Origin of the sequence: Streptomyces sp. NPDC021080, assembly GCF_044333225.1 — a bacterium.
Lineage (GTDB): Bacteria > Actinomycetota > Actinomycetes > Streptomycetales > Streptomycetaceae > Streptomyces.
The window spans coordinates 75697-96513 of record NZ_JBIRQM010000006.1; the positions used below are offsets into that span (position 1 = coordinate 75697).

Annotated in this window: 19 protein-coding genes; all 19 read right to left on the bottom strand. The window is 68.9% G+C overall.

From position 1 onward, the window contains the following. Positions 1-145 precede the first annotated feature (145 nt). The gene (locus ACH4S8_RS16120; RefSeq protein ID WP_339131571.1) at positions 146-520 is read right to left on the bottom strand and encodes a F0F1 ATP synthase subunit epsilon; all 375 of its coding nucleotides are present in this window, start codon (positions 518-520) and stop codon (positions 146-148) included. Positions 521-647: 127 nt separating this feature from the next. Further along, positions 648-2084, bottom strand: coding sequence for a F0F1 ATP synthase subunit beta (gene atpD, locus ACH4S8_RS16125; protein WP_388782852.1), 1437 nt, complete (start codon positions 2082-2084; stop codon positions 648-650). Next, positions 2084-2998: a F0F1 ATP synthase subunit gamma gene (locus ACH4S8_RS16130; RefSeq protein WP_398394253.1), complete on the bottom strand. Its 915-nt coding sequence runs from the start codon at positions 2996-2998 to the stop codon at positions 2084-2086. The genes atpD and ACH4S8_RS16130 overlap by 1 nt, the downstream gene beginning before the upstream one ends. 21 nt (positions 2999-3019) lie before the next feature. Further along, positions 3020-4609 (bottom strand): F0F1 ATP synthase subunit alpha, encoded by a 1590-nt coding sequence (gene atpA / locus ACH4S8_RS16135; protein WP_398394255.1) that lies wholly within the window; start codon positions 4607-4609, stop codon positions 3020-3022. A gap of 128 nt (positions 4610-4737) precedes the next feature. Further along, entirely contained in the window at positions 4738-5559 is an 822-nt protein-coding gene (locus ACH4S8_RS16140; RefSeq protein WP_398394257.1) for a F0F1 ATP synthase subunit delta, read from the bottom strand. Then, the gene (locus ACH4S8_RS16145) at positions 5556-6101 is read right to left on the bottom strand and encodes a F0F1 ATP synthase subunit B (protein WP_037624943.1); all 546 of its coding nucleotides are present in this window, start codon (positions 6099-6101) and stop codon (positions 5556-5558) included. Before ACH4S8_RS16145 ends, ACH4S8_RS16140 begins: the two co-directional genes overlap by 4 nt. Before the next feature lie 42 nt (positions 6102-6143). Beyond that, positions 6144-6374 carry an ATP synthase F0 subunit C gene (gene atpE, locus ACH4S8_RS16150; RefSeq protein ID WP_028804225.1) on the bottom strand — a complete coding sequence of 77 codons (231 nt, stop codon included), beginning with the start codon at positions 6372-6374 and terminating at the stop codon, positions 6144-6146. Between the two features lie 76 nt (positions 6375-6450). Next, positions 6451-7278: a F0F1 ATP synthase subunit A gene (atpB, locus tag ACH4S8_RS16155; RefSeq protein WP_398394260.1), complete on the bottom strand. Its 828-nt coding sequence runs from the start codon at positions 7276-7278 to the stop codon at positions 6451-6453. 225 nt (positions 7279-7503) lie between these two features. Next, on the bottom strand, positions 7504-7941 hold the full coding sequence (locus ACH4S8_RS16160) for a hypothetical protein (protein WP_387707861.1): 438 nt from the start codon (positions 7939-7941) through the stop codon (positions 7504-7506). Between the two features lie 294 nt (positions 7942-8235). Beyond that, the gene (locus ACH4S8_RS16165; RefSeq protein WP_398394263.1) at positions 8236-9591 is read right to left on the bottom strand and encodes an MraY family glycosyltransferase; all 1356 of its coding nucleotides are present in this window, start codon (positions 9589-9591) and stop codon (positions 8236-8238) included. 129 nt (positions 9592-9720) lie between these two features. Continuing rightward, positions 9721-10944, bottom strand: coding sequence for a serine hydroxymethyltransferase (gene glyA / locus ACH4S8_RS16170; RefSeq protein WP_398394264.1), 1224 nt, complete (start codon positions 10942-10944; stop codon positions 9721-9723). 86 nt (positions 10945-11030) lie between these two features. Beyond that, on the bottom strand, positions 11031-11678 hold the full coding sequence (locus ACH4S8_RS16175) for a protein-tyrosine-phosphatase (RefSeq protein WP_398394266.1): 648 nt from the start codon (positions 11676-11678) through the stop codon (positions 11031-11033). 52 nt (positions 11679-11730) lie between these two features. After that, positions 11731-12378, bottom strand: a complete 648-nt coding sequence (locus ACH4S8_RS16180; protein WP_103550972.1) for an L-threonylcarbamoyladenylate synthase — start codon at positions 12376-12378, stop codon at positions 11731-11733. Between the two features lie 116 nt (positions 12379-12494). Further along, the gene (gene prmC / locus ACH4S8_RS16185) at positions 12495-13340 is read right to left on the bottom strand and encodes a peptide chain release factor N(5)-glutamine methyltransferase (RefSeq protein WP_398394269.1); all 846 of its coding nucleotides are present in this window, start codon (positions 13338-13340) and stop codon (positions 12495-12497) included. 32 nt (positions 13341-13372) lie between these two features. After that, a complete protein-coding gene (prfA, locus tag ACH4S8_RS16190; RefSeq protein WP_398394271.1) occupies positions 13373-14449 on the bottom strand; it encodes a peptide chain release factor 1 in 1077 nt (358 codons plus the stop codon). Positions 14450-14619: 170 nt separating this feature from the next. Next, positions 14620-14841 carry a 50S ribosomal protein L31 gene (rpmE, locus tag ACH4S8_RS16195; RefSeq protein ID WP_037624960.1) on the bottom strand — a complete coding sequence of 74 codons (222 nt, stop codon included), beginning with the start codon at positions 14839-14841 and terminating at the stop codon, positions 14620-14622. A 213-nt stretch (positions 14842-15054) separates the two neighbouring features. Continuing rightward, the gene (locus tag ACH4S8_RS16200; RefSeq protein WP_398394274.1) at positions 15055-16191 is read right to left on the bottom strand and encodes an LCP family protein; all 1137 of its coding nucleotides are present in this window, start codon (positions 16189-16191) and stop codon (positions 15055-15057) included. Between the two features lie 211 nt (positions 16192-16402). After that, a complete protein-coding gene (locus ACH4S8_RS16205) occupies positions 16403-18106 on the bottom strand; it encodes a trypsin-like serine protease (protein WP_398394276.1) in 1704 nt (567 codons plus the stop codon). A 281-nt stretch (positions 18107-18387) separates the two neighbouring features. Further along, positions 18388-20445, bottom strand: a complete 2058-nt coding sequence (rho, locus tag ACH4S8_RS16210; RefSeq protein WP_398394278.1) for a transcription termination factor Rho — start codon at positions 20443-20445, stop codon at positions 18388-18390. Between the last annotated feature and the right edge of the window lie 372 nt (positions 20446-20817).

Below are 20817 nucleotides of genomic sequence, written 5' to 3' on the forward strand. Positions count from 1 at the left end.
CGTCTCCTAGGTAACGGAAAAGAAAAAACGTCCGGATTTGCCTCAGCCGCGGCCAGGGCCGGAGTGATCCGGTCCCAGCCGCGGCTGAGTCAAAGCCTTGCACAGTGCTCCCCCGGCGCCTGACGGGCCGGGGTCGCACCGATCGTCAGTGGTTCGCCACCGCACGCAGACGGACGTCCGCACGACGCTCGGCGGACGCGTCGGCGTCCGACTTCGCGCGCTCGAGCGCCCGCTCCGCACGCTGGACGTCGATCTCGTCCGACAGCTCGGCGATCTCGGCCAGCAGCGACAGCTTGTTGTCGGCGAAGGAGATGAAACCGCCGTGCACCGCGGCGACGACCGTTCCACCATCACTCGTACGAATGGTCACCGGGCCCGACTCCAGCACACCGAGAAGCGGCTGGTGACCGGGCATGACGCCGATGTCGCCGGACGTGGTACGCGCGACGACCAGGGTGGCCTCGCCGGACCAGACACTGCGGTCCGCGGCGACGAGCTCGACGTGCAGCTCAGCAGCCAAGGTGGGCTCCTCGGGTCACCACCCGGCGTTGCTGCCGGGTGTTGGGTCAAAGTCTAGTAGGCGTACGGAGGGGGAAGGACCGCACCCCGCGAGGTGCGGCCCCGCCCCCTCCTCAAGAACACGAGGTTCAGGAGACGCCGAGCTCCTTGGCGTTGGCCTTGAGGTCCTCAATGCCACCGCAGAGGAAGAACGCCTGCTCCGGGAAGTGGTCGTACTCACCGTCGATGATCGCGTTGAAGGCCGCGATCGACTCGTCCAGCGGGACGTCCGACCCGTCGACGCCGGTGAACTGCTTGGCGACGTGGGTGTTCTGGGACAGGAAGCGCTCCACGCGACGGGCGCGGTGGACGGTGAGCTTGTCCTCCTCGCCCAGCTCGTCGATACCGAGGATCGCGATGATGTCCTGAAGGTCCTTGTACTTCTGGAGAACCGACTTGACGCGCATCGCGGCCGCGTAGTGGTCCGCCGCGATGTAGCGGGGGTCCAGGATGCGGGACGTGGAGTCCAGCGGGTCCACGGCCGGGTAGATGCCCTTCTCGGAGATCGGACGGGAGAGAACCGTCGTCGCGTCGAGGTGGGCGAACGTGGTGGCCGGGGCCGGGTCGGTCAGGTCGTCCGCGGGGACGTAGATCGCCTGCATCGAGGTGATCGAGTGACCACGGGTCGAGGTGATGCGCTCCTGGAGGAGACCCATCTCGTCGGCCAGGTTCGGCTGGTAACCCACCGCGGAGGGCATACGGCCGAGCAGGGTCGAGACCTCGGAACCGGCCTGCGTGAAGCGGAAGATGTTGTCGATGAAGAACAGCACGTCCTGCTTCTGCACATCGCGGAAGTACTCCGCCATGGTCAGACCCGCGAGGGCCACGCGCAGACGGGTGCCCGGGGGCTCGTCCATCTGGCCGAAGACAAGGGCGGTCTTGTCGATGACGCCCGAGTCCGACATCTCCTCGATGAGGTCGTTGCCCTCACGGGTGCGCTCGCCGACACCGGCGAACACGGAGACACCGTCGTGGTTGTTGGCGACGCGGTAGATCATCTCCTGGATGAGCACCGTCTTGCCGACGCCGGCACCACCGAACAGACCGATCTTTCCACCCTTGACGTACGGGGTGAGAAGGTCGATGACCTTGACGCCGGTCTCGAACATCTCGGTCTTCGACTCGAGCTCGTCGAAGCGCGGGGCCTTGCGGTGGATGGACCAGCGCTCGCCCGAGTACTTCTCGTCCGAGTTCAGCACCTCACCGAGGGTGTTGAACACCTTGCCCTTGGTGAAGTCGCCGACCGGGACGGAGATGCCCGTGCCCGTGTCGGTGACGGCGGCCTGGCGGACCAGACCGTCGGTCGGCTGCATGGAGATCGTACGGACCAGGCCGTCACCCAGGTGCTGGGCGACTTCCAGGGTCAGCGTCTTCTTCTCGCCGGCGTTGGCCGGGTCGGCCACCTCGACGTGAAGGGCGTTGTAGATGTCCGGCATCGCGTCGACGGGGAACTCCACGTCGACGACCGGGCCGATGACCCGGGCGACGCGGCCCGTGGCAACGGCCGTCTCAGAAGTCGTCGTCATTACTTGTCACTCCCCGCGGTCGCGTCGGCAAGGGCTGCGGAGCCACCGACGATCTCGCTGATTTCCTGGGTGATTTCGGCCTGGCGGGCCGCATTGGCAAGTCGGGAGAGCGTGGTGATCAGGTCTCCCGCGTTGTCGGTCGCCGACTTCATCGCGCGGCGCGTGGCGGCGTGCTTGGAGGCAGCCGACTGGAGCAGCGCGTTGTAGATACGGCTCTCGACGTAGCGCGGCAGAAGGGCGTCAAGGACGTCCTCCGCCGACGGCTCGAACTCGTACAGCGGAAGGATCTCGCCCTCGGGCGCTTCCTCCGCCACCTCTTCGAGGCGAAGCGGCAGCAGCCGGCCGTCGATGGCCGTCTGCGTCATCATCGAGACGAACTCGGTGTAGACGATGTGGAGTTCGTCCACGCCGCCGTCCGCCGTCTCCTTCTCGATGGCCTCGATGAGCGGACCCGCGACCTTCTTCGCGTCCGCGTAGGTGGGCTCGTCGGTGAAGCCCGACCACGATTCCACGACCTTGCGCTCGCGGAAGTTGTAGTGGGCCAGACCGCGGCGGCCGACGATGTACGTGTCGACCTGCTTGCCCTCGGCCTCAAGACGGGCGGTCAGCTGCTCCGCCGCCTTGATGGCGTTGGAGTTGAAGGCGCCGGCCAGTCCGCGGTCGCTCGTGAGGAGCAGCACCGCGGAACGGGTCGCCGTCTCCGCCTCCGTGGTCAGCGGGTGCTTGGTGTTCGAGCCGGTGCCGACCGCCGTGACCGCGCGGGTGAGCTCGGTCGCGTACGGCGTGGAGGCCGCCACCTTGCGCTGCGCCTTGACGACGCGCGAGGCGGCGATCATCTCCATCGCCTTGGTGATCTTCTTGGTCGCGGTGACGGATCGGATGCGACGCTTGTAGACCCGGAGCTGGGCTCCCATGAGTCAGGTCCCTTCCTTACGTCACTTGGCGGCGGCCGGAGCGTCCTCGCCGAGAAGCTTCCCGTCCGAGGTCTCGAACTGCTTCTTGAAGTCGACGATGGCGTCCGCGACGGCGGTGAGCGTGTCGTCGGACATCTTGCCGCCCTCCTTGATGGAGGTCATGAGGCCCTGCTCCTTGCGGTGCAGGTACTCCAGGAGCTCCTTCTCGAAGCGGCGGATGTCGGCGACCGGGACGTCGTCCATCTTGCCGGTGGTCGCGGACCACACGGAGACGACCTGGTCCTCGGTCGGCATCGGCTGGTACTGAGCCTGCTTGAGCAGCTCGACCAGGCGCTGACCGCGCTCCAGCTGCGACTTCGACGCGGCGTCCAGGTCGGAACCGAAGGCGGCGAACGCCTCCAGCTCGCGGTACTGGGCCAGGTCGAGGCGCAGACGGCCGGAGACCTGCTTCATCGCCTTGTGCTGCGCGGAACCACCGACTCGGGAGACGGAGATACCGACGTTCAGCGCGGGGCGCTGACCGGCGTTGAACAGGTCCGACTCCAGGAAGCACTGGCCGTCGGTGATGGAGATGACGTTGGTCGGGATGAACGCCGACACGTCGTTCGCCTTGGTCTCGACGATCGGCAGACCCGTCATCGAACCGGCGCCCAGGTCGTCGGAGAGCTTCGCGCAGCGCTCCAGCAGACGGGAGTGCAGGTAGAAGACGTCACCCGGGTAGGCCTCGCGGCCCGGCGGGCGGCGGAGCAGCAGGGACACGGCGCGGTAGGCGTCGGCCTGCTTCGAGAGGTCGTCGAAGATGATGAGGACGTGCTTGCCCTCGTACATCCACTGCTGGCCGATGGCCGAACCGGTGTACGGCGCAAGGTACTTGAAGCCGGCCGGGTCGGACGCCGGGGCGGCGACGATGGTCGTGTACTCCAGCGCGCCGGCCTCTTCGAGGGCGCCACGCACGGAGGCGATGGTCGAACCCTTCTGGCCGATGGCGACGTAGATGCAGCGGACCTGCTTCTTGGTGTCGCCCGAGCGCCAGTTGTCGCGCTGGTTGATGATCGTGTCGACGGCCAGCGCGGTCTTGCCGGTCTGACGGTCGCCGATGATCAGCTGACGCTGGCCGCGGCCGATCGGGGTCATCGCGTCGACGGCCTTGTAGCCCGTCTCCATCGGCTCGTGGACCGACTTGCGGACCATGACGCCGGGGGCCTGCAGCTCGAGGGCGCGGCGGCCGGACGTCTCGATCTCGCCGAGGCCGTCGATCGGGTTGCCGAGCGGGTCGACGACGCGGCCGAGGTAGCCCTCGCCCACGGCGACGGACAGCACCTCACCGGTGCGCTGCACCGGCTGGCCCTCTTCGATACCGCTGAACTCGCCGAGGATGACCGCACCGATCTCGCGCTCTTCCAGGTTCAGCGCGAGGCCGAGGGTTCCGTCCTCGAACTTCAGCAGCTCGTTCGCCATGGCCGAGGGAAGACCCTCGATCTTGGCGATACCGTCGCCGGCGACGGTGACCGTACCGACCTCCTCGCGCGAGGCCGCGTCCGGCTGGTACGACTGGACAAAGTTCTCCAGTGCGTCCCGGATCTCCTCCGGCCGGATCGTGAGCTCCGCCATCTGGGTTCCCTGCTCTCCTTGTTGGGCCCGAAGTTTCACTTTGGGGGGATGGGGGACTCCCCCCGATGAGAGGTGAATCCTCTGCACGGCCCAACCAGGGCCGTAATTGCGTACTGCTTGTGTGATTACTAGCTCGCCATGCGGCGGGCGGCGTCCTCGAGACGGTCCGCGATGGAGCCGTTGATGACCTCGTCGCCGACCTGCACCCGGATCCCGCCGAGGACATCGGGGTCCACGTCGAGGTTGAGGTGCATCGAGCGGCCGTAGAGCTTGGCCAGAGCGGCGCCGAGGCGCTGCTTCTGTCCGTCGCTCAGCGGCACCGCGGAGGTGACCACGGCGACCATGCGGTCGCGACGCTCGGCGGCGAGCTTGGACAGGGACTCGAGTCCCGCTTCCAGGCTACGTCCGCGCGGCGCGGTCACGAGGCGCGTCACCAGACGCTCGGTCGTCGCCGCGGTCCGGCCGCCGAGCAGGCTGCGCAGCAGCTCGCTCTTGGCCGCCGTGGTGGCGGCCCGGTCGGTCAGCGCGGCGCGCAGCTCGGTGTTCGAGGCGACGATCCGGCCGAAGCGGAACAGCTCGTCCTCGACGTCGTCGAGCGTGCCCGTCCGCTGCGCCGCCGTGAGGTCGGCGGTGGCGGTGAGCTCCTCGAGGGCGTCCACCAGGTCGCGGGGCTGCGACCAGCGGGAACGCACCATGCCGGAGACCAGGTCGGCGGCGCTGCCGCCCACCTGGGTGCCCAGCAGACGCTGGACCAGCTCGGCCTTGGCCTCGCCGGGCTGCGCCGGGTCGGTGAGGACCCGACGCAGCGACACCTCGCGGTGGAGCAGCGCGGTGACCGCGGCCAGCTCGTCGGCGAGCCGGGCCGCGTCCACGGACGTCGAGTCCGTCAGCGCGTCGAGACGCTCACGTGCGGCTGCGGTTGCCTCGCGGCTCGCTCCGTGTGCAGTCATCGAGCCGCCTCGGCCTTCTCCTCAAGCTCGGAGAGGAAGCGGTCGATGACGCGGCTCTGGCGGGCGTGGTCCTCGAGGGACTCGCCGACGAGCTTGCCGGCCAGGTCGGTGGCAAGCGTGCCGACGTCCTGACGCAGCGACTGAGCGGCGGCCTTGCGGTCGGCCTCGATCTGCGTGTGACCGGCGGCGACGATCTCGTCGCGCTGCCGCTGGCCTTCCGCGCGCATCTCGGCGATGAGCGTGGCGCCCTGTTCCTGAGCGTCCTGGCGCAGGCGCGCGGCCTCGTGACGGGCCTCGGCGAGCTGAGCCTTGTACTGCTCGAGAACGCTCTGGGCCTCGGTCTGCGCGGCCTCGGCCTTTTCGATACCGCCCTCGATGGCCTCGCGGCGCTGCTCCAGAACCTTGTTGATGTTCGGGAGCAGCTTCCAGGCCAGGAAGCCGAAGACGATGACGAAGGCGAGCAGGCCGATGACAAGCTCGGGGATCGGCGGGATGAGGGGATTTTCCTTCTCCTCGGCCGCCAGAATGAGCAGGTGGCTCATGTCAGTGCCTTTCGTCTAGTGGGCTGTCGCTGATCGGGTGGATCAGGTGCCGTAGACGAACGGCATGACCAGACCGATGAGGGCGAGCGCCTCACAGAAGGCGAAGCCGAGGATCTGGTTGGCGCGGATCAGACCGGCGGCCTCGGGCTGACGGGCGAGAGCCTGGGTGCCGTTACCGAAGATGATGCCGACGCCGACGCCGGGGCCGATGGCCGCGAGGCCGTAACCGATCGAGCCGAGCGAGCCGGAGACAGCGGCAAGGGTCTGGGACATGCCAGTTCTTCCTTTTCTTTACGGACCGGTGGGGGTTGGCCACCGGACGACTGAGGGGTCGGGGGAGGGGCGCCGCTCAGTGGTGCTCGGCCAGCGCGCCCTGGATGAAGGTGCAGGTCAGCAGCACGAACACGTACGCCTGCAGGGCCTGGATGAACAGCTCGAAGGCCGTCATGACGATGACCATGACGAAGGAGACGCCCGAGTAGGCGATGCCCCAGCCGTTGAGCAGGTACCAGGTGGCGATCGTGAACAGCAGCAGCAGCGTGTGGCCCGCGAACATGTTCGCGAAGAGTCGCACCGCGTGCGTGAACGGCCGGACGATCAGGTTCGAGAGCAGCTCGATGAACATGGCCAGCGGGAGAACCGGGCCGAGCGACTTGTCGTAGCCGCTGAAGTTCTTGAACGCTCCGACGAATCCGTGGCGCTTGAACGTCAGGGACACCCAGACGATGTAGACGATGCCGGCCAGTACCGCGGGGTACGAGATGATCGCCGTGACCGGGAACTGGGCGACCGGAATGATCGACCAGAGGTTCATCATCCAGATGAAGAAGAACAGCGAGACGACCAGCGGGACGTACTTCTCGCCTTCCTTCTTGCCGATCGTCTCGTAGACGACGCCGCGGCGGATGAAGTCGTAGCCGGTCTCGGCGACCATCTGCAGCTTGCCCGGGACGACCTTCGGCTTGCGGAAGGCGGCCCAGAAGAAGGCGACGACGACGAGCGAGCCGAGCAGCGCCAGGAGCATCGTCTTGTTGAAGTACACGTTGCTGTCCCCGTTGCCCCAGAGGGGCTCGAACAGGAACGAGTGCAGGCCGGGTGCCGGGAAGCCACAACCGTTGTTCTCGAAGATGTGGCAGTCGGTCTCGAAAGCGAGCACCTGCGTCGGGTCAGCACTCACCGCGGGCTCCTTCAGCGTGGCGCATAGGTACGGCAACCTCGTTGTGTCGGCGCGGCGCGCAGCCGCGGTTCGGCACTGGACTGGTGTTACGGATGTGGGGGCGGCAGAGGGGCATCAAGCCTCGCGATCGAACAGGCGTCAGCTCAGATGCCCGCGCCCGCGATGCCGCAGTTGGCACCGGACGATAGCAGGATCTCCTGCGTGCACTTATCCCGGCCCTACCCCTCACGACGAATGACCCTTGTTCTCGGGCTTTTCGGCCTTCGAGGAGTCGGGTTCGACGTAGAGGATCTTGGCCTTCATATGGGCACGCGCCTGTGCGCCGATCCACACGAGGGTGGTGACGACCAGGGTGAGCGCGAAGGACTTGGGATTGAACAGCGAGGTGTTCTTGAACACGGCGACAAAGATGAAGAGCAGAAGAATCTGCGCCGTGTAGAGCAAGAGCCCCATCGCCTGGAACAAGTGCGGAAGCGATTTGGCAGTGCGCTGCAGGACGTAGAGGCCGAGTCCCATGAAGAGAACGACCACCAGCGTCGCGACGACCGCCCCGAGCGCTCCCTTGCCGCCGGCGACCACACCGCTGACGACGGCGGCAATCGCGCCGACGGCAGCTGTGGGTACAGCGGCCTGAAGGAGGATCCGGGCGTCATTGGACGGCATGGCGGCAACTCCGCTTGCTAAGGGGGGCGTGTCGTCATGGACGAGCGTAGTCCCGGGCTGAGAGAGAACCTCACGCCAAAGGACCGTCGTTCAGGGGTCCTTCGGCTCTGCCCTGGGTTCTCGTGAACCGTATCACAAACTATTTGATGAGGTCTTTACCTGGTTGGTGTGCCGACTGTCACACATGAGAGTGAAGCTGCGCGTCTGTGCATTTCAAGCGCCCGTTTGTCTGGTATTGGGCGGCTTTACTACCCCACGTTTTGGTCACGTGTTAGTCAGATTCTTACCTTCGACTCAGCGCGAGGACTCGGCCTCGCGCCGGTCCAGAAGTCGCGGACGGGTACCGATCGCCGTCGCTCCATTGACTCCTGAGACTCCCGCGACCGCCGGAGCACCGTGCTCACGCGCCCCGTCCGGCTCGCCCGCAGAGGCCGCCTCGTGGGTCACGGGCGCCCCGTCCCGGGCGGCCGCCGCGGCGGCCCTGCGACGGCGGTAGCGCGGCGGCAGGAGGTGCTCGGCCCAGCGCGGGGCCCGCGGGGTGAAGCGCGGCAGCAGGAGCAGCACGAGACCGACGGCGCTGAGCGCCGCGATGGCGAGCACGCTCCACATGGCCCCGGAGTTGACCGAGTACGCGAGGGCGCCGAAGGCGATCAGCGCCGACCAGAAGTACATGATCAGCACCGCGCGGCTGTGCGAGTGCCCGACCTCCAGGAGGCGGTGGTGCAGATGCCCCCGGTCGGCGGCGAACGGCGACTGCCCGCGCCAGGTGCGCCTGACGATGGCGAGCACCAGGTCGGCGGCCGGGATCGCGATGATCGTCAGCGGCAGCAGCAGCGGGATGAACACCGGCACCGTCTGGTGCACCGTGTTGCGCTCGGAACCGGAGAACAGGTTCATCACGTCGGGGTCGATCTGCCCGGTGATGGAGATCGCGCCGGCGGCCAGCACCAGTCCGATGAGCATCGAGCCGGAGTCGCCCATGAAGATCCGCGCGGGGTGCATGTTGTGCGGCAGGAAGCCCAGGCACATCCCCATCAGGATCGCCGCGAACAGCGTCGCCGGGGCGGCGGCCTCGATGCCGTACGAGTACCAGATCCGGTAGGCGTACAGGAAGAACGCGGCGGACGCGATGCACACCATGCCGGCGGCCAGTCCGTCGAGACCGTCCACGAAGTTGACCGCGTTGATGGTGATGACGACGAGCGCCACCGTCAGCAGCGTGCCCTGCCACTGGGTCAGCGCGACCAGGCCGACCCCGGGGATCGGCAGCCACAGGATCGTCAGACCCTGCATGACCATCACACCGGCGGCGATCATCTGGCCGCCCAGCTTGATCAGGGCGTCGATCTCGAACTTGTCGTCCAGCACACCGATCAGCCAGATCAGCGCGGCGCCGGAGAGCAGGGCGCGCGGCTCGTTGGAGTTCGAGAAGACCGCGTTGAGGTTCTTCAGGTGGTCGGCGACCAGCAGACCGGCGCACAACCCGAAGAACATCGCGATGCCGCCGAGCCGCGGCGTGGGTTCGCGGTGCACGTCGCGCGCCCGGATTTCCGGCATGGCTCCGGCCACGATCGCGAATTTCCGTACCGGCCCTGTCAGCAGATACGTCACCGCGGCCGTGATGCAGAGCGTCAGCAGGTATTCACGCACGGGCTTCCCCACAGGTCTCGCTGGCCATCACAGCCCCACACCCTAGCGATGCACGCATATGGTTGAGGACTTTCGGGTAGCGACGATGGTTGCACGTGTGGCTGTGCAGTCGGGTACGCGTACCCCCGGTCAGTCCGGATAGGGCGGAAATCTGCCGGTCAGTTCCCGCACCTCGTCCCGTGCCGCCCGGCCGTCGATCTCGCCCCGCAGCACGCCCGCGAACAGGGCCGCGACCCGTGCCATCTCCGGCTCGCCCATCCCCTGGGTGGTCAGTGCCGCGGTGCCGAGCCGCAGGCCGCGGGCGTCTCCGTGAGGCAGCGCACAGGTGTCGAGGACCATACCGGCGGCGGCCAGCCGGCCGCGCGCGATGCGCCCCTCGACCCCGAGCGGCGCCGGATCCGCGACCAGCAGATGGGTGTCGGTGCCGCCCGTGGTGACCGCGAGCCCCTCCGCCTCGAGCCCCGCGGCCAGCACCCGCGCGTTGGCGGTCACCTGATGCGCGTACGCCGTGAAGGCCGGGGTCGCCGCCTCGCCGAACGCGACCGCCTTGGCCGCGATCGTGTTCATCTGCGCGCCGCCCTGGGTGAACGGGAAGACGGCCCGGTCGACCCGCTCGGCCAGTTCGCCGCCGCACAGGACCATGCCGCCGCGCGGCCCCCTGAGCACCTTGTGCGTGGTGGCGCACACGACATCGGCGTACGGCACCGGGTTCGGCGCCGCTCCCCCCGCGACGAGCCCGACGGTGTGGGCGGCGTCCGCGATGAGATAGGCGCCGACCTCGTCGGCGATCTCCCGGAACAGCGCGTAGTCGATGTGCCGGGGATACGAGATCGACCCGCAGACGACGGCCTTGGGGCGGCGGGCGCGGGCCAGGGTCCGCACCTGCTCGTAGTCGATCAGTCCCGACTCCGCCTCGACGCCGTAGCCGACGAAGTCGAACCAGCGGCCGGAGAAGTTCGCGGGCGACCCGTGGGTGAGATGGCCGCCGAAGGGCAGGCCCATCGCCAGCACGGTGTCACCGGGGCGCAGCAGGGCGGCGTACGCGGCCAGGACGGCCGAACTGCCGGAGTGGGACTGCACGTTGGCGTGATCGGCGCCGAAGAGGGCCTTGGCGCGGTCGACGGCGATCCGCTCGGCGACGTCGACGATCTCGCAGCCGCCGTGGTGGCGGGCGCCGGGATAGCCCTCCGCGTACTTGTTCGCCAGCGGCGAGCCGAGCGCGGCCAGCACGGCGGGCGAGGTGAAGTTCTCGGCCGCGATCAGCTGCAGCGTGGTCGACTGCCGGTCCAGCTCACCGCGCAGGATCTCGGCGAGCTCCGGGTCCTGACGGCTCAGGACATCCGCTTCGGGCATGGTGGCGACCGGCATGGTGGGCTCCGGACATCTGCGGGGGGACGCTTACGTCCAATGTAGGACCGGGACCGGCGCCACGCCCGGTGTCACGTCCGGGCGGGTACCCCCGTCAGAGCGGTGACGACCGGATCCAGTGCCTCGTTGATCTCGTCCCCGATGGACCGGAAGAACGGCAGGGGCGCTCCGTAGGGGTCGTAGACCTCGTCGGCCTCCGCGGTCGGGGCCAGCAGCCAGCCGCGCAGCGCCGCGGCGGCCCGCACCAGGGCGACGGCGCGTTCGACCACGCCGTCCTGGAGCGGCGGCAGGGTCGCGGTGTCTATCGCGCGGACCAGCCGGGTGAACTCCTTCAGCGTGAAGGTGCGCAGGCCGGCGGAGTGGCCCATGGAGATGACCTGGGCACGGTGGTCGCGGGTGGCCGTCAGGACCAGGTCGGCGCGGATGACGTGGTCGTCGAGCAGTTCACGCCCGACGAAGCCGGAGGGATCCGCGCCGAAGTCGGTCAGGACGGTCGCGGCGTTGGCCTCCATCGGCGCGCCCTCGTGGCCCCAGGTGCCGGCGCTCTCCACGATGAGGCCGCCCCACAGGGGGTCGCCCAGCCGGTCCGCCAGGGCGTGCCGGGTCAGCCGCTCGGTGATCGGCGAGCGGCACACGTTGCCGGTGCTGACATGGAGGATGCGGAAGGACCCGGCCGGCGATCCGCCGGGCCCGGTGATCGGCGTGCCTATGCCACGCATGGGGGCGCTCCCTGCTCGGGCCGAGCCGGGAGCCCGGAGGGCTCGGGGGCTGTCAATTCGCCACCTCGAGGTCGGGTACGACCTTCCGGAGCTCCTCCGCCGACAGTGCGCCCGCGCGCAGCAGGACGGGCACCTTGCCGGTGACGTCGACGATCGAGGAGGGCACGTTGCCGGGGGTCGGGCCGCCGTCCAGGTAGACCGAGACGGAGTCGCCGAGCATGCCCTGCGCGGCGTCGCAGTCCTCCGGCGCGGGGTGGCCGGTGAGGTTGGCGGAGGAGACGGCCATCGGGCCGACCTCGGTGAGCAGTTCGATGGCGACGGGGTGCAGCGGCATACGGATCGCCACCGTGCCCCGGGTGTCCCCCAGGTCCCACTGGAGGGACGGCTGGTGCTTGGCGACGAGGGTCAGGGCGCCCGGCCAGAACGCGTCGACGAGCTCCCAGGCCATCTCGGAGAAGTCCGTGACGAGGCCGTGCAGGGTGTTCGGGGAGCCGATGAGGACGGGGGTGGGCATGTTGCGGCCCCGGCCCTTGGCGTCGAGCAGGTCGGCGACGGCCTCGGAGGTGAACGCGTCGGCGCCGATGCCGTAGACGGTGTCGGTGGGGAGGACCACCAGTTCGCCACGGCGGACGGCGGACGCCGCCTCACGCAGACCTGTGGTGCGGTCGGTCGCGTCGTTGGTGTCGTATCGCCGTGCCATTTAGCGGGCCTCCTCATACACGTACTGCTGGCTGGGGGTGCGAAGAAACGCGATGCGGGCGAACGCCGTGCACGGGCGCGCGAGGGCGCCTCGCGCCCTGGCCGCGTGGGCCGCGCTCACGGCATCGCCTTGCGGGCGGTCGCGAACCGCGGCCGGTTGTTGAGGTCCGGGTGGTCGGCCGCGTCGGCCCAGCCCCGCTCCTCGGTGAAGATCCAGGGCACCTGTCCGCCCTGGGTGTCGGCGTGCTCGATGACGACGACGCCGCCGGGGCGCAGCAGCCGGTGCGCGGTGCGCTCGATGCCGCGGATGAGGTCGAGTCCGTCCTCGCCGGAGAAGAGGGCGAGCTCGGGGTCGTAGTCCCGGGCCTCCGGAGCCACGTACTCCCATTCGGTGAGCGGGATGTACGGAGGGTTGGAGATCACCAGGTTCACCTGGCCGTCGAGGTCGGGGAAGGCCGTGAGGGCGTCTCCCTGGCGCAGGTCGACCCTGGACCCCTCGACGTTCTTGCGCGTCCACCTAAGGGCGTCCTCGGACAGCTCCACGGCGTGCACGCGGGAGCGCGGGACCTCCTGGGCGAGGGCGAGCGCGATGGCGCCCGAGCCGGTGCACAGGTCGACGATCAGCGGTTCGACGACGTCCATCGCGCGGACGGCGTCTATGGCCCAGCCGACGACCGACTCGGTCTCCGGGCGGGGCACGAAGACGCCGGGCCCCACCTGGAGTTCGAGGTAGCGGAAGTAGGCGTGCCCGGTGATGTGCTGGAGCGGTTCGCGGGCCTCGCGGCGCGCGGTCACCTCCCAGTAGCGGGCGTCGAAGTCCGCGTCCTTGACGGTGTGCAGCTCGCCCCGCTTCACGCCGTGCACGAAGGCGGCGAGCTCCTCCGCGTCGTTGCGCGGCGAGGGCACGCCGGCGTCGGCCAGCCGCTGGGTGGCCTGGGCCACTTCCGCGAGCAGCAGGTTCACGCTGGTCCTCCGGGGCTGAGCTGTTGTCGTGGTTATGCGGCGGCGAGCTTGGCGGCCGAGTCCGCGTCGACGCAGGCCTGGATGACGGCGTCGAGCTCACCGTCGAGGACCTGGTCCAAGTTGTACGCCTTGAAGCCGACGCGGTGGTCCGAGATGCGATTCTCCGGGAAGTTGTACGTACGGATCTTCTCGGAGCGGTCGACCGTGCGGACCTGGCTGCGGCGGACGTCGGAGGCTTCCCGCTCCGCTTCCTCCTGCGCCGCCGCGAGGAGCCTGGAGCGCAGGATACGCATCGCCTGCTCCTTGTTCTGCAGCTGGCTCTTCTCGTTCTGGCAGGAAGCGACGACTCCGGTGGGAATGTGCGTGATGCGCACCGCGGAGTCGGTCGTGTTGACGGACTGCCCGCCGGGGCCCGAGGAGCGGTAGACGTCGATACGGAGATCGTTCGCGTGGATCTCGACCTCGACCTCCTCGGCCTCGGGCGTGACCAGGACACCGGCGGCGGAGGTGTGGATCCGGCCCTGCGACTCGGTGGAGGGCACGCGCTGCACCCGGTGCACGCCGCCCTCGTACTTCATCCGGGCCCAGACGCCCTGGCCGGGCTCGGTCGCGCCCTGGCCGCCCTTGGTCTTCACGGCGACCTGGACGTCCTTGTAGCCGCCGAGCTCGGACTCGGTGGAGTCGATGATCTCGGTCTTCCAGCCGATGCGCTCGGCGTAGCGCAGGTACATGCGCAGCAGGTCACCGGCGAACAGGGCGGACTCGTCGCCGCCGGCGCCCGCCTTGATCTCCAGGATGACGTCCTTGTCGTCGCTCGGGTCGCGCGGGACGAGCAGCAGCCGGAGCTTCTCGGTGAGCTCCTCGCGCTGCTTCTCCAGTTCCTTGACCTCGGCGGCGAAGTCGGGGTCGTCGGCGGCGAACTCCTTGGCCGTGCCGATGTCGTCCCCGGTCTGCTTCCAGGAGCGGTACGTCGCGACGATCGGGGTCAGCTCGGCGTAGCGCTTGTTGAGCTTGCGCGCGTTGGCCTGGTCGGCGTGGACCGACGGGTCAGCGAGCTTCTTCTCCAGATCGGCGTGCTCGCCGATCAGTTCCTCGACCGCCTCGAACATCTCCGGCTCCAATGGACTGTCCCCGGCCGGGTGAAGGGCTCGGGAACGTAGGTACGGCGTGGGGTTCCCCTGCTCGAACGTGTCGAGAGCCCGGGGAGGGGGTGGACCGCAAAGCGCCGGTCCCGGCGTCCCCCGTGCAGGGAACACCGAAGACCGGCGCTGTGGGCTCGCTACTTGCTGGCAGCGGCAGCCTTGCCGAAGCGGGCCTCGAAGCGGGCCACACGGCCACCGGTGTCGAGGATCTTCTGCTTGCCCGTGTAGAACGGGTGGCACTCGGAGCAGACCTCGGCGCGGATGGTTCCGCTGGAGATCGTGCTGCGGGTGGTGAACGACGCGCCACAGGTGCAGCTGACCTGCGTCTCGACGTACTCGGGGTGGATGTCGCGCTTCAAGGTGTCTCCTAGTTTCGGGAGGGCGCCGGGTCGCCGCCGCTGGATGCGGATGCGTGAACCGGGGCCGACGTACCAGTTTGCCAGCACTGGCCGTATCCCCCAAAACGGGGGGACGCGGCGTTCTATTCCCCGGGGCCGGCGCGAGGCCCGCACGGGGCCCCGGCGGGGGTCGGCGCGAGGCCGGCACGGGCCCCGACAGGGGTCGGCGGGGGCTCAGCCGGGGCTGACGACGCCCTTCGCGGTGCCGGTGGCGGTTCCCTCGGTGGCGGCCTTCGGGATCGCCCGGTCGGCCTTGAGCGCCTTCCAGACCAGCTCGGCCTTGGGCTTGTCGACCAGGACCCGGTTGGCGTCGGCGGGGTCGTACTGGACCGGCATGGTCACCATGGTCATGTGGGACGAGCCGATGCCCTTGAGGCCGCCCGCGAAGGAGGCGAGGTCGGTGACGCTGCCGATGTCGGAGTCGGTGGTCACCGCCTTGGTCGCGGTGTCGGCGAGGTCGTACAGCCTTTTCGGGTTGGACAGGAGCCCGATGTGCTTGACCCGGTCGACGAGGGCCTTCATGAACGCCTGCTGGAGCTGGATGCGGCCCAGGTCGGAACCGTCGCCGACGCCGTGCCGGGTGCGGACCAGGCCGAGCGCCTGCTTGCCGTTCAGATCGTGCGATCCGGCGGACAGCCGCAGATGGCTCTCGTGGTCGGAGATGGCCCTGGTCGTGGTGATCGTGACGCCGCCGAGGTCGTCGATCAGCTTCTGGAAGCCGCTGAAGTCGATCTCGATGTAGTGGTCCATGCGGATGCCGGTCATGGACTCGACGGTCTTCACCGCGCAGGCGGCGCCGCCGGTCGCGTACGCGGAATTGAACATCGCGCCGGAGGCCGCGCCGTGGACGGTGCCCTTGGAGTCGGTGCAGGAGGGCCGCTCGACGAGGGTGTCGCGGGGGACGGAGACCACGCTGGCCCTCTTGTGGCCCTTGTACACGTGGACGATCATCGCGGTGTCCGAGCGGGCGGTGCCGTCGTCGGCGCCGCCGCCCAGCTTCTTGTTGGTGCCGGAACGGGTGTCGGAACCGAGGACGAGGATGTTCTGCGAGCCGTTGTCGATCTTCAGGGGCCGGTGGCTGCCGAGCGCCTGGTTGATGTCGACGCTCTTGAGGTTGCCGTTGAGCTTGAAGAACAGATAGCCGGCTCCGGCACCGCCCAGCGCCACGACACCCGCCGCGGTCCAGGCCGTGACGATCAGGGCCTTGCGCCGTGTGCTGCGGGCCTTGCGGCGGCTTTCCTTCGCGCGGGGCGGGGTGCTGTCGCCGGGGTCGCCCGGTATGACGGGCTCCGGCGTGCTCTCGGCGGGCATATGGCTCCTCGGTCTCCTGCGCGGTCGGTTACCCCCTGCTTTCAGGGCCAGGCCCATCTGGTCGTGACGAGGCGTACCGCTCCATGGTCGCTCCGTACGGTCAGACGGGGAAACTCGGGAAAGGGTTGCGCGACGCACAGTGCCCACCGCGTGACGCGGTGGGCACCTTGTGTGTCCGGCCGAGCGGGGAGAACCCCGCTCACCTGCGATGTCAGCCGAAGATGTCGTACTGCTTGAAATCGGTACCGACCGAGATCCTCGTGGCGAAGATCTCGCTGGTGGCCTTTCCGGTCCCCGGGTACAGGTAGAGCGTGCCGCCGGGGGTGCGGGCCAGGAAGTCGGCCTTGCCGTCGCCGGTGATGTCGCCGACCGCGTCGAAGGCGTTGTAGCCGGTCCAGGCGCTGCGCACCTTGATCCGCGAGGAGAACGCCTCGGAGCCGGTCTTGCCGGTGCCCTTGTACAGGTACAGGTCGTCGCTGCCCGACTGACGGGCGAGCAGGTCGGCCTTGCCGTCACCGGTGAAGTCGCCGTGGGCGCGGATGGAGTTGTACTGGTTCCAGCCGGTGCGGACCTGGATACGGGCCGAGAAGGTGCCGTTGCCCTTGCCCGGGTACTCCCACATCGCACCCGCCGAGTCGACGGAGAGCATGTCGGGCAGACCGTCGCCGGTGATGTCGCCGGGGGCGATGATCCGGGTGCGGGTCTTCCAGTTGGTGAAGATCCTGTCGGTCGACCAGTCGTCGACCGACTTCACGTAGTGCATCCAGAAGACGTCGCCGCTGGTGCTGTCGCGCACCACGAGGTCCTGGTAGCCGTCACGGTTCAGGTCCGCCTGGACGACGGAGTTGACGCCGTTCCAGTTGCCCCACGTCACGCGCGCGGCGAACGAGGTGCCGTTGGAGTTCTTCGAGTAACCCGTCTTGGTCGACGAGTTACGGACCCACAGGTCGGCCTTGTGGTCGCCGCTCAGGTTGGTGTCCTCGACGCGCGGGTAGGCGGCGCCGACGTAGGTGCTGACCTTCGAGAAGACGCTGTACGCGCCCGCCGCGACACAGTCCTCGACACCCCAGGACACGACACCGACGATGCGGCCGCCCACGATCAGCGGGCCGCCCGAGTCGCCGTTGCAGGCCGTGGTGGTGCCGGCGTCGGAGCCGGTCGCCTTGGTTCCCGCGCAGACCATGTGGCCCGCGACGAAGTCGGTGCCGTACGTGGTCTTGCAGGTGGTGTCCGAGTTGATCGGCAGCGTGGCCGTCTTCAACGTCTCGGAGATGTCCTGCGTGGTGGACGAGGTACGGCCCCAGCCGTAGAGCGTGGCCTTGGTGCCGGACGCGTACGACGTGGTGTCACCGGACGTCGTCATGCTGATCGGCTTGGCGCTCACGGGGTTCGCCAGCGTGATGACCGCGATGTCGTTGTCGATGGTCGTCGAGTTGTACGACGGGTGGTTCCACTGGCGCCAGGGAGCGCTGACCGTGGCGCCCGACGGCAGCGTGCTGCCGCTCGCGAGCTGGGCGGTTCCGGTGACGACCGCGCCGTTGGCCTTCCAGTCGTAGCCCTTGACGCAGTGCGCGGCGGTGAGGATCTTCGTCGGCGACACGACGGAGCCACCGCAGAAGAAGCCGAAGTCGTCGGCCTCGCTGGTGGTGCCCTTGTCGTCGTAGTACCAGAGCTGCGCCATCCACGGGGCCGTGGAGATGGTGGTCGTGGTACCGCCGATGATCTTCGGGTCGACCTTCGCCGTGTTCGTGCCGGCGCTCAGGGACGCCTTCTGGGTCGTCCGGCCCGCGACGTCGTCACTGGCGACGGCGCCCGCCACCCGCTTCTCCAGCTCGGCCAGGGACGGCGTCGAGTGGGCGGGCCGCACGGTCGGAGTCGGCGGCGTCGTGCTGGGCGCGGCGTTCGCGGACGACATCAGAAGCGCACCGGCGACCACCGCGGCGAGGCCCGCCGCGGCGACCGGGACGGCGATCCGTATACGGCGTCTGTGCCTACCGCCCCCGGACGTGGACGTATCCACTCAAGTCCCCCCTCAGAGATAAGAGTTCAGATCTGCTTCAGCAGTAGTTCAAGGGCGCGATCGTACACGTGTCGCGGACAGCACAAAGGGCCGCCCCCGTCACCTGGGTGACGGGGGCGGCCCTTTGCGGTTCTGCCCTGCGAATTCGGTCGCCTGGGACCTCGGTCGCGAGGAGATCAGTCGTTGCCGTTGCCCGGCGACGGCGTGGTCTTCTGGATCTGGAGCAGGAACTCGGCGTTCGACTTCGTCTGCTTCATCTTGTCGAGCAGCAGCTCGATCGCCTGCTGCTGGTCGAGCGCGTGGAGCACGCGGCGCAGCTTCCAGGTGATGGCGAGCTCGTCGCTGCCGAGCAGGAGCTCTTCCTTGCGGGTACCGGACGCGTCGACGTCCACCGCCGGGAAGACGCGCTTGTCGGCGAGCTTCCGGTCGAGCTTGAGCTCGGCGTTGCCGGTGCCCTTGAACTCCTCAAAGATGACCTCGTCCATGCGCGAGCCGGTGTCGACGAGCGCGGTGGCCAGGATCGTCAGCGAGCCGCCGTCCTCGATGTTGCGCGCGGCACCGAAGAAGCGCTTCGGCGGGTAGAGCGCGGTCGAGTCGACACCACCGGACAGGATGCGGCCGGAGGCCGGGGCGGCGAGGTTGTACGCACGACCCAGACGCGTGATCGAGTCGAGCAGCACGACGACGTCGTGGCCCAGCTCCACCAGACGCTTGGCACGCTCGATGGCGAGCTCGGCGACCGTGGTGTGGTCCTCGGCCGGACGGTCGAAGGTCGAGGAGATGACCTCGCCCTTGACCGACCGCTGCATGTCGGTGACCTCTTCCGGACGCTCGTCGACCAGGACGACCATCAGGTGGCACTCGGGGTTGTTGTGCGTGATCGCGTTGGCGATCGCCTGCATGATCATGGTCTTGCCGGTCTTCGGCGGGGCCACGATCAGACCGCGCTGGCCCTTGCCGATCGGCGCGACGAGGTCGATGATCCGGGTCGTCAGCACACCCGGGTCGGTCTCCAGGCGGAGCCGGTCCTGCGGGTAGAGCGGCGTCAGCTTGTTGAACTCCGGCCGGCCGCGGCCCGAGTCGGGGGCCATGCCGTTGGTGGAGTCCAGACGCACGAGCGCGTTGAACTTCTCGCGGCGCTCGCCGTCCTTGGGCTGCCGGACCGCGCCGGTGACGTGGTCACCCTTGCGCAGACCGTTCTTGCGGACCTGGGCGAGGGAGACGTACACGTCGTTGGGACCCGGCAGGTAGCCCGACGTACGGATGAACGCGTAGTTGTCGAGGATGTCGAGGATGCCCGCGACGGGGATCAGCACGTCGTCGTCGGCGACCTGCGGCTCGGCGATCTCGTCACGGCCACGACGGCCACGGCGGTCGCGGTAACGGCCACGACGGCCGCGGCGGCCGCCCTCGAAGTCGTCGTCGTCCTGCGGTCCGTTGTCACGCGGTCCGTTGTCACGCGGTCCGCTGTCACGCGGCTGCTGGCGGTCCTGACGGTCCTGGCGGCCGCCCTGCTGCTGGCGGTCCTGGCGCTCCTGACGGTCCGGGCGCTGCTGGCCGGCACCCTGGCCGCCCTGCTGCTCGTCGCCCTTGACCGGACGGCGGTCGCGGTCGCGGCCACCCCGGTCACGGCGGTCACGGCGCTCCCGACGGCCCTCGGCGCCCTCGGCGTCGCCCTGCGCGTCGGCCTTCGCCTCGGCGGCGACCGTCTCGGGGCTGCCCGCCTCGGCGGTGGCACGGCGACGGCGGCGCTCGGCGGGGGCGTCGTCTCCCCCGCGGTCGGCCTCTCCCCCACGCTCGGCGTCGCTCGCGCGGGAGGGACCGCCGGCCGGCTGGCCGGGGATCTCGATCTGCTGCTGGGCCACGGCCTTCTCGGCGGCCTTCTCGGCCTTGTCCGCGGCGGGCGCGGCGGCCTCGTCACCCGTACGGGCCTTCGAGGTGGTCCGGCGCTTCGGCTTGGTCTCGGCGGCGTCGGACGCCGTCTTGGCCGGGGCGCCACCTCCGGCCTGCGCCTCCTTGATGACCTCGATCAGCTGGCTCTTGCGCATCCGCGCGGTGCCCCTGATGCCGAGGCCGGACGCGACCTGCTGCAGCTCGGCCAGCACCATGCCCTCGAGGCCGGTACCGCGGCGTCGCCTGGAGCCGGCACCGGTGGCAGGCGCGGAGGCGTCCGTGGCGGGCGCGGCAGCGGTCTCCTCGACACGTGCGCCCATCAGATCGGTGGTGTCGCTCACGAAGGGTCCTTCCCTGGAGCGGACGTCGGCCTGTCTGGCTCGGCGACCGGTTGTGCTGTCCGGCATTGGCCCTTGCTGTGTGGACCGTGCCGGGGCGGTGGTCCGCCAAAGCGGCGGAAGACATTGCTGGTGATGACGATTACGGAGCCGTGGCACTGAGGTTCGGTGTCATCGGCTCGGTCACGCCGGTTCCGGAGCGTGCTCAGCACTGCTCAGCGCATGGCACCCAATGCAAGGCACGTAGCAGTTTGGGAGGCTCCCGGAAGAATGGGTGTCCCGGACAGGGACTCGAAGCACCTCGCCATGGTGGGGTCGGGTGCAGACTTGAGGTTAACACTACCGGATCCAACAAACATTCCCCCTCTCCAAATC

Bases quoted from the DNA above. Each gene is read 5' to 3' on its own strand.
- ACH4S8_RS16180 (WP_103550972.1), bottom strand. From the start codon at position 12,378: ATGGCACGGCGATACGACACCAACGACGCGACCGACCGCACCACAGGT.
- ACH4S8_RS16145 (WP_037624943.1), bottom strand. From the start codon at position 6,101: ATGAGCCACCTGCTCATTCTGGCGGCCGAGGAGAAGGAAAATCCCCTC.
- ACH4S8_RS16130 (WP_398394253.1), bottom strand. From the start codon at position 2,998: ATGGGAGCCCAGCTCCGGGTCTACAAGCGTCGCATCCGATCCGTCACC.
- ACH4S8_RS16175 (WP_398394266.1), bottom strand. From the start codon at position 11,678: ATGCGTGGCATAGGCACGCCGATCACCGGGCCCGGCGGATCGCCGGCC.
- ACH4S8_RS16160 (WP_387707861.1), bottom strand. From the start codon at position 7,941: ATGCCGTCCAATGACGCCCGGATCCTCCTTCAGGCCGCTGTACCCACA.
- atpA (WP_398394255.1), bottom strand. From the start codon at position 4,609: ATGGCGGAGCTCACGATCCGGCCGGAGGAGATCCGGGACGCACTGGAG.
- ACH4S8_RS16140 (WP_398394257.1), bottom strand. From the start codon at position 5,559: ATGACTGCACACGGAGCGAGCCGCGAGGCAACCGCAGCCGCACGTGAG.
- glyA (WP_398394264.1), bottom strand. From the start codon at position 10,944: ATGCCCGAAGCGGATGTCCTGAGCCGTCAGGACCCGGAGCTCGCCGAG.
- prfA (WP_398394271.1), bottom strand. From the start codon at position 14,449: ATGTTCGAGGCGGTCGAGGAACTGATCGGCGAGCACGCCGATCTGGAG.
- ACH4S8_RS16205 (WP_398394276.1), bottom strand. From the start codon at position 18,106: ATGTCGTCCGCGAACGCCGCGCCCAGCACGACGCCGCCGACTCCGACC.
- atpD (WP_388782852.1), bottom strand. From the start codon at position 2,084: ATGACGACGACTTCTGAGACGGCCGTTGCCACGGGCCGCGTCGCCCGG.
- atpE (WP_028804225.1), bottom strand. From the start codon at position 6,374: ATGTCCCAGACCCTTGCCGCTGTCTCCGGCTCGCTCGGCTCGATCGGT.
- ACH4S8_RS16200 (WP_398394274.1), bottom strand. From the start codon at position 16,191: ATGCCCGCCGAGAGCACGCCGGAGCCCGTCATACCGGGCGACCCCGGC.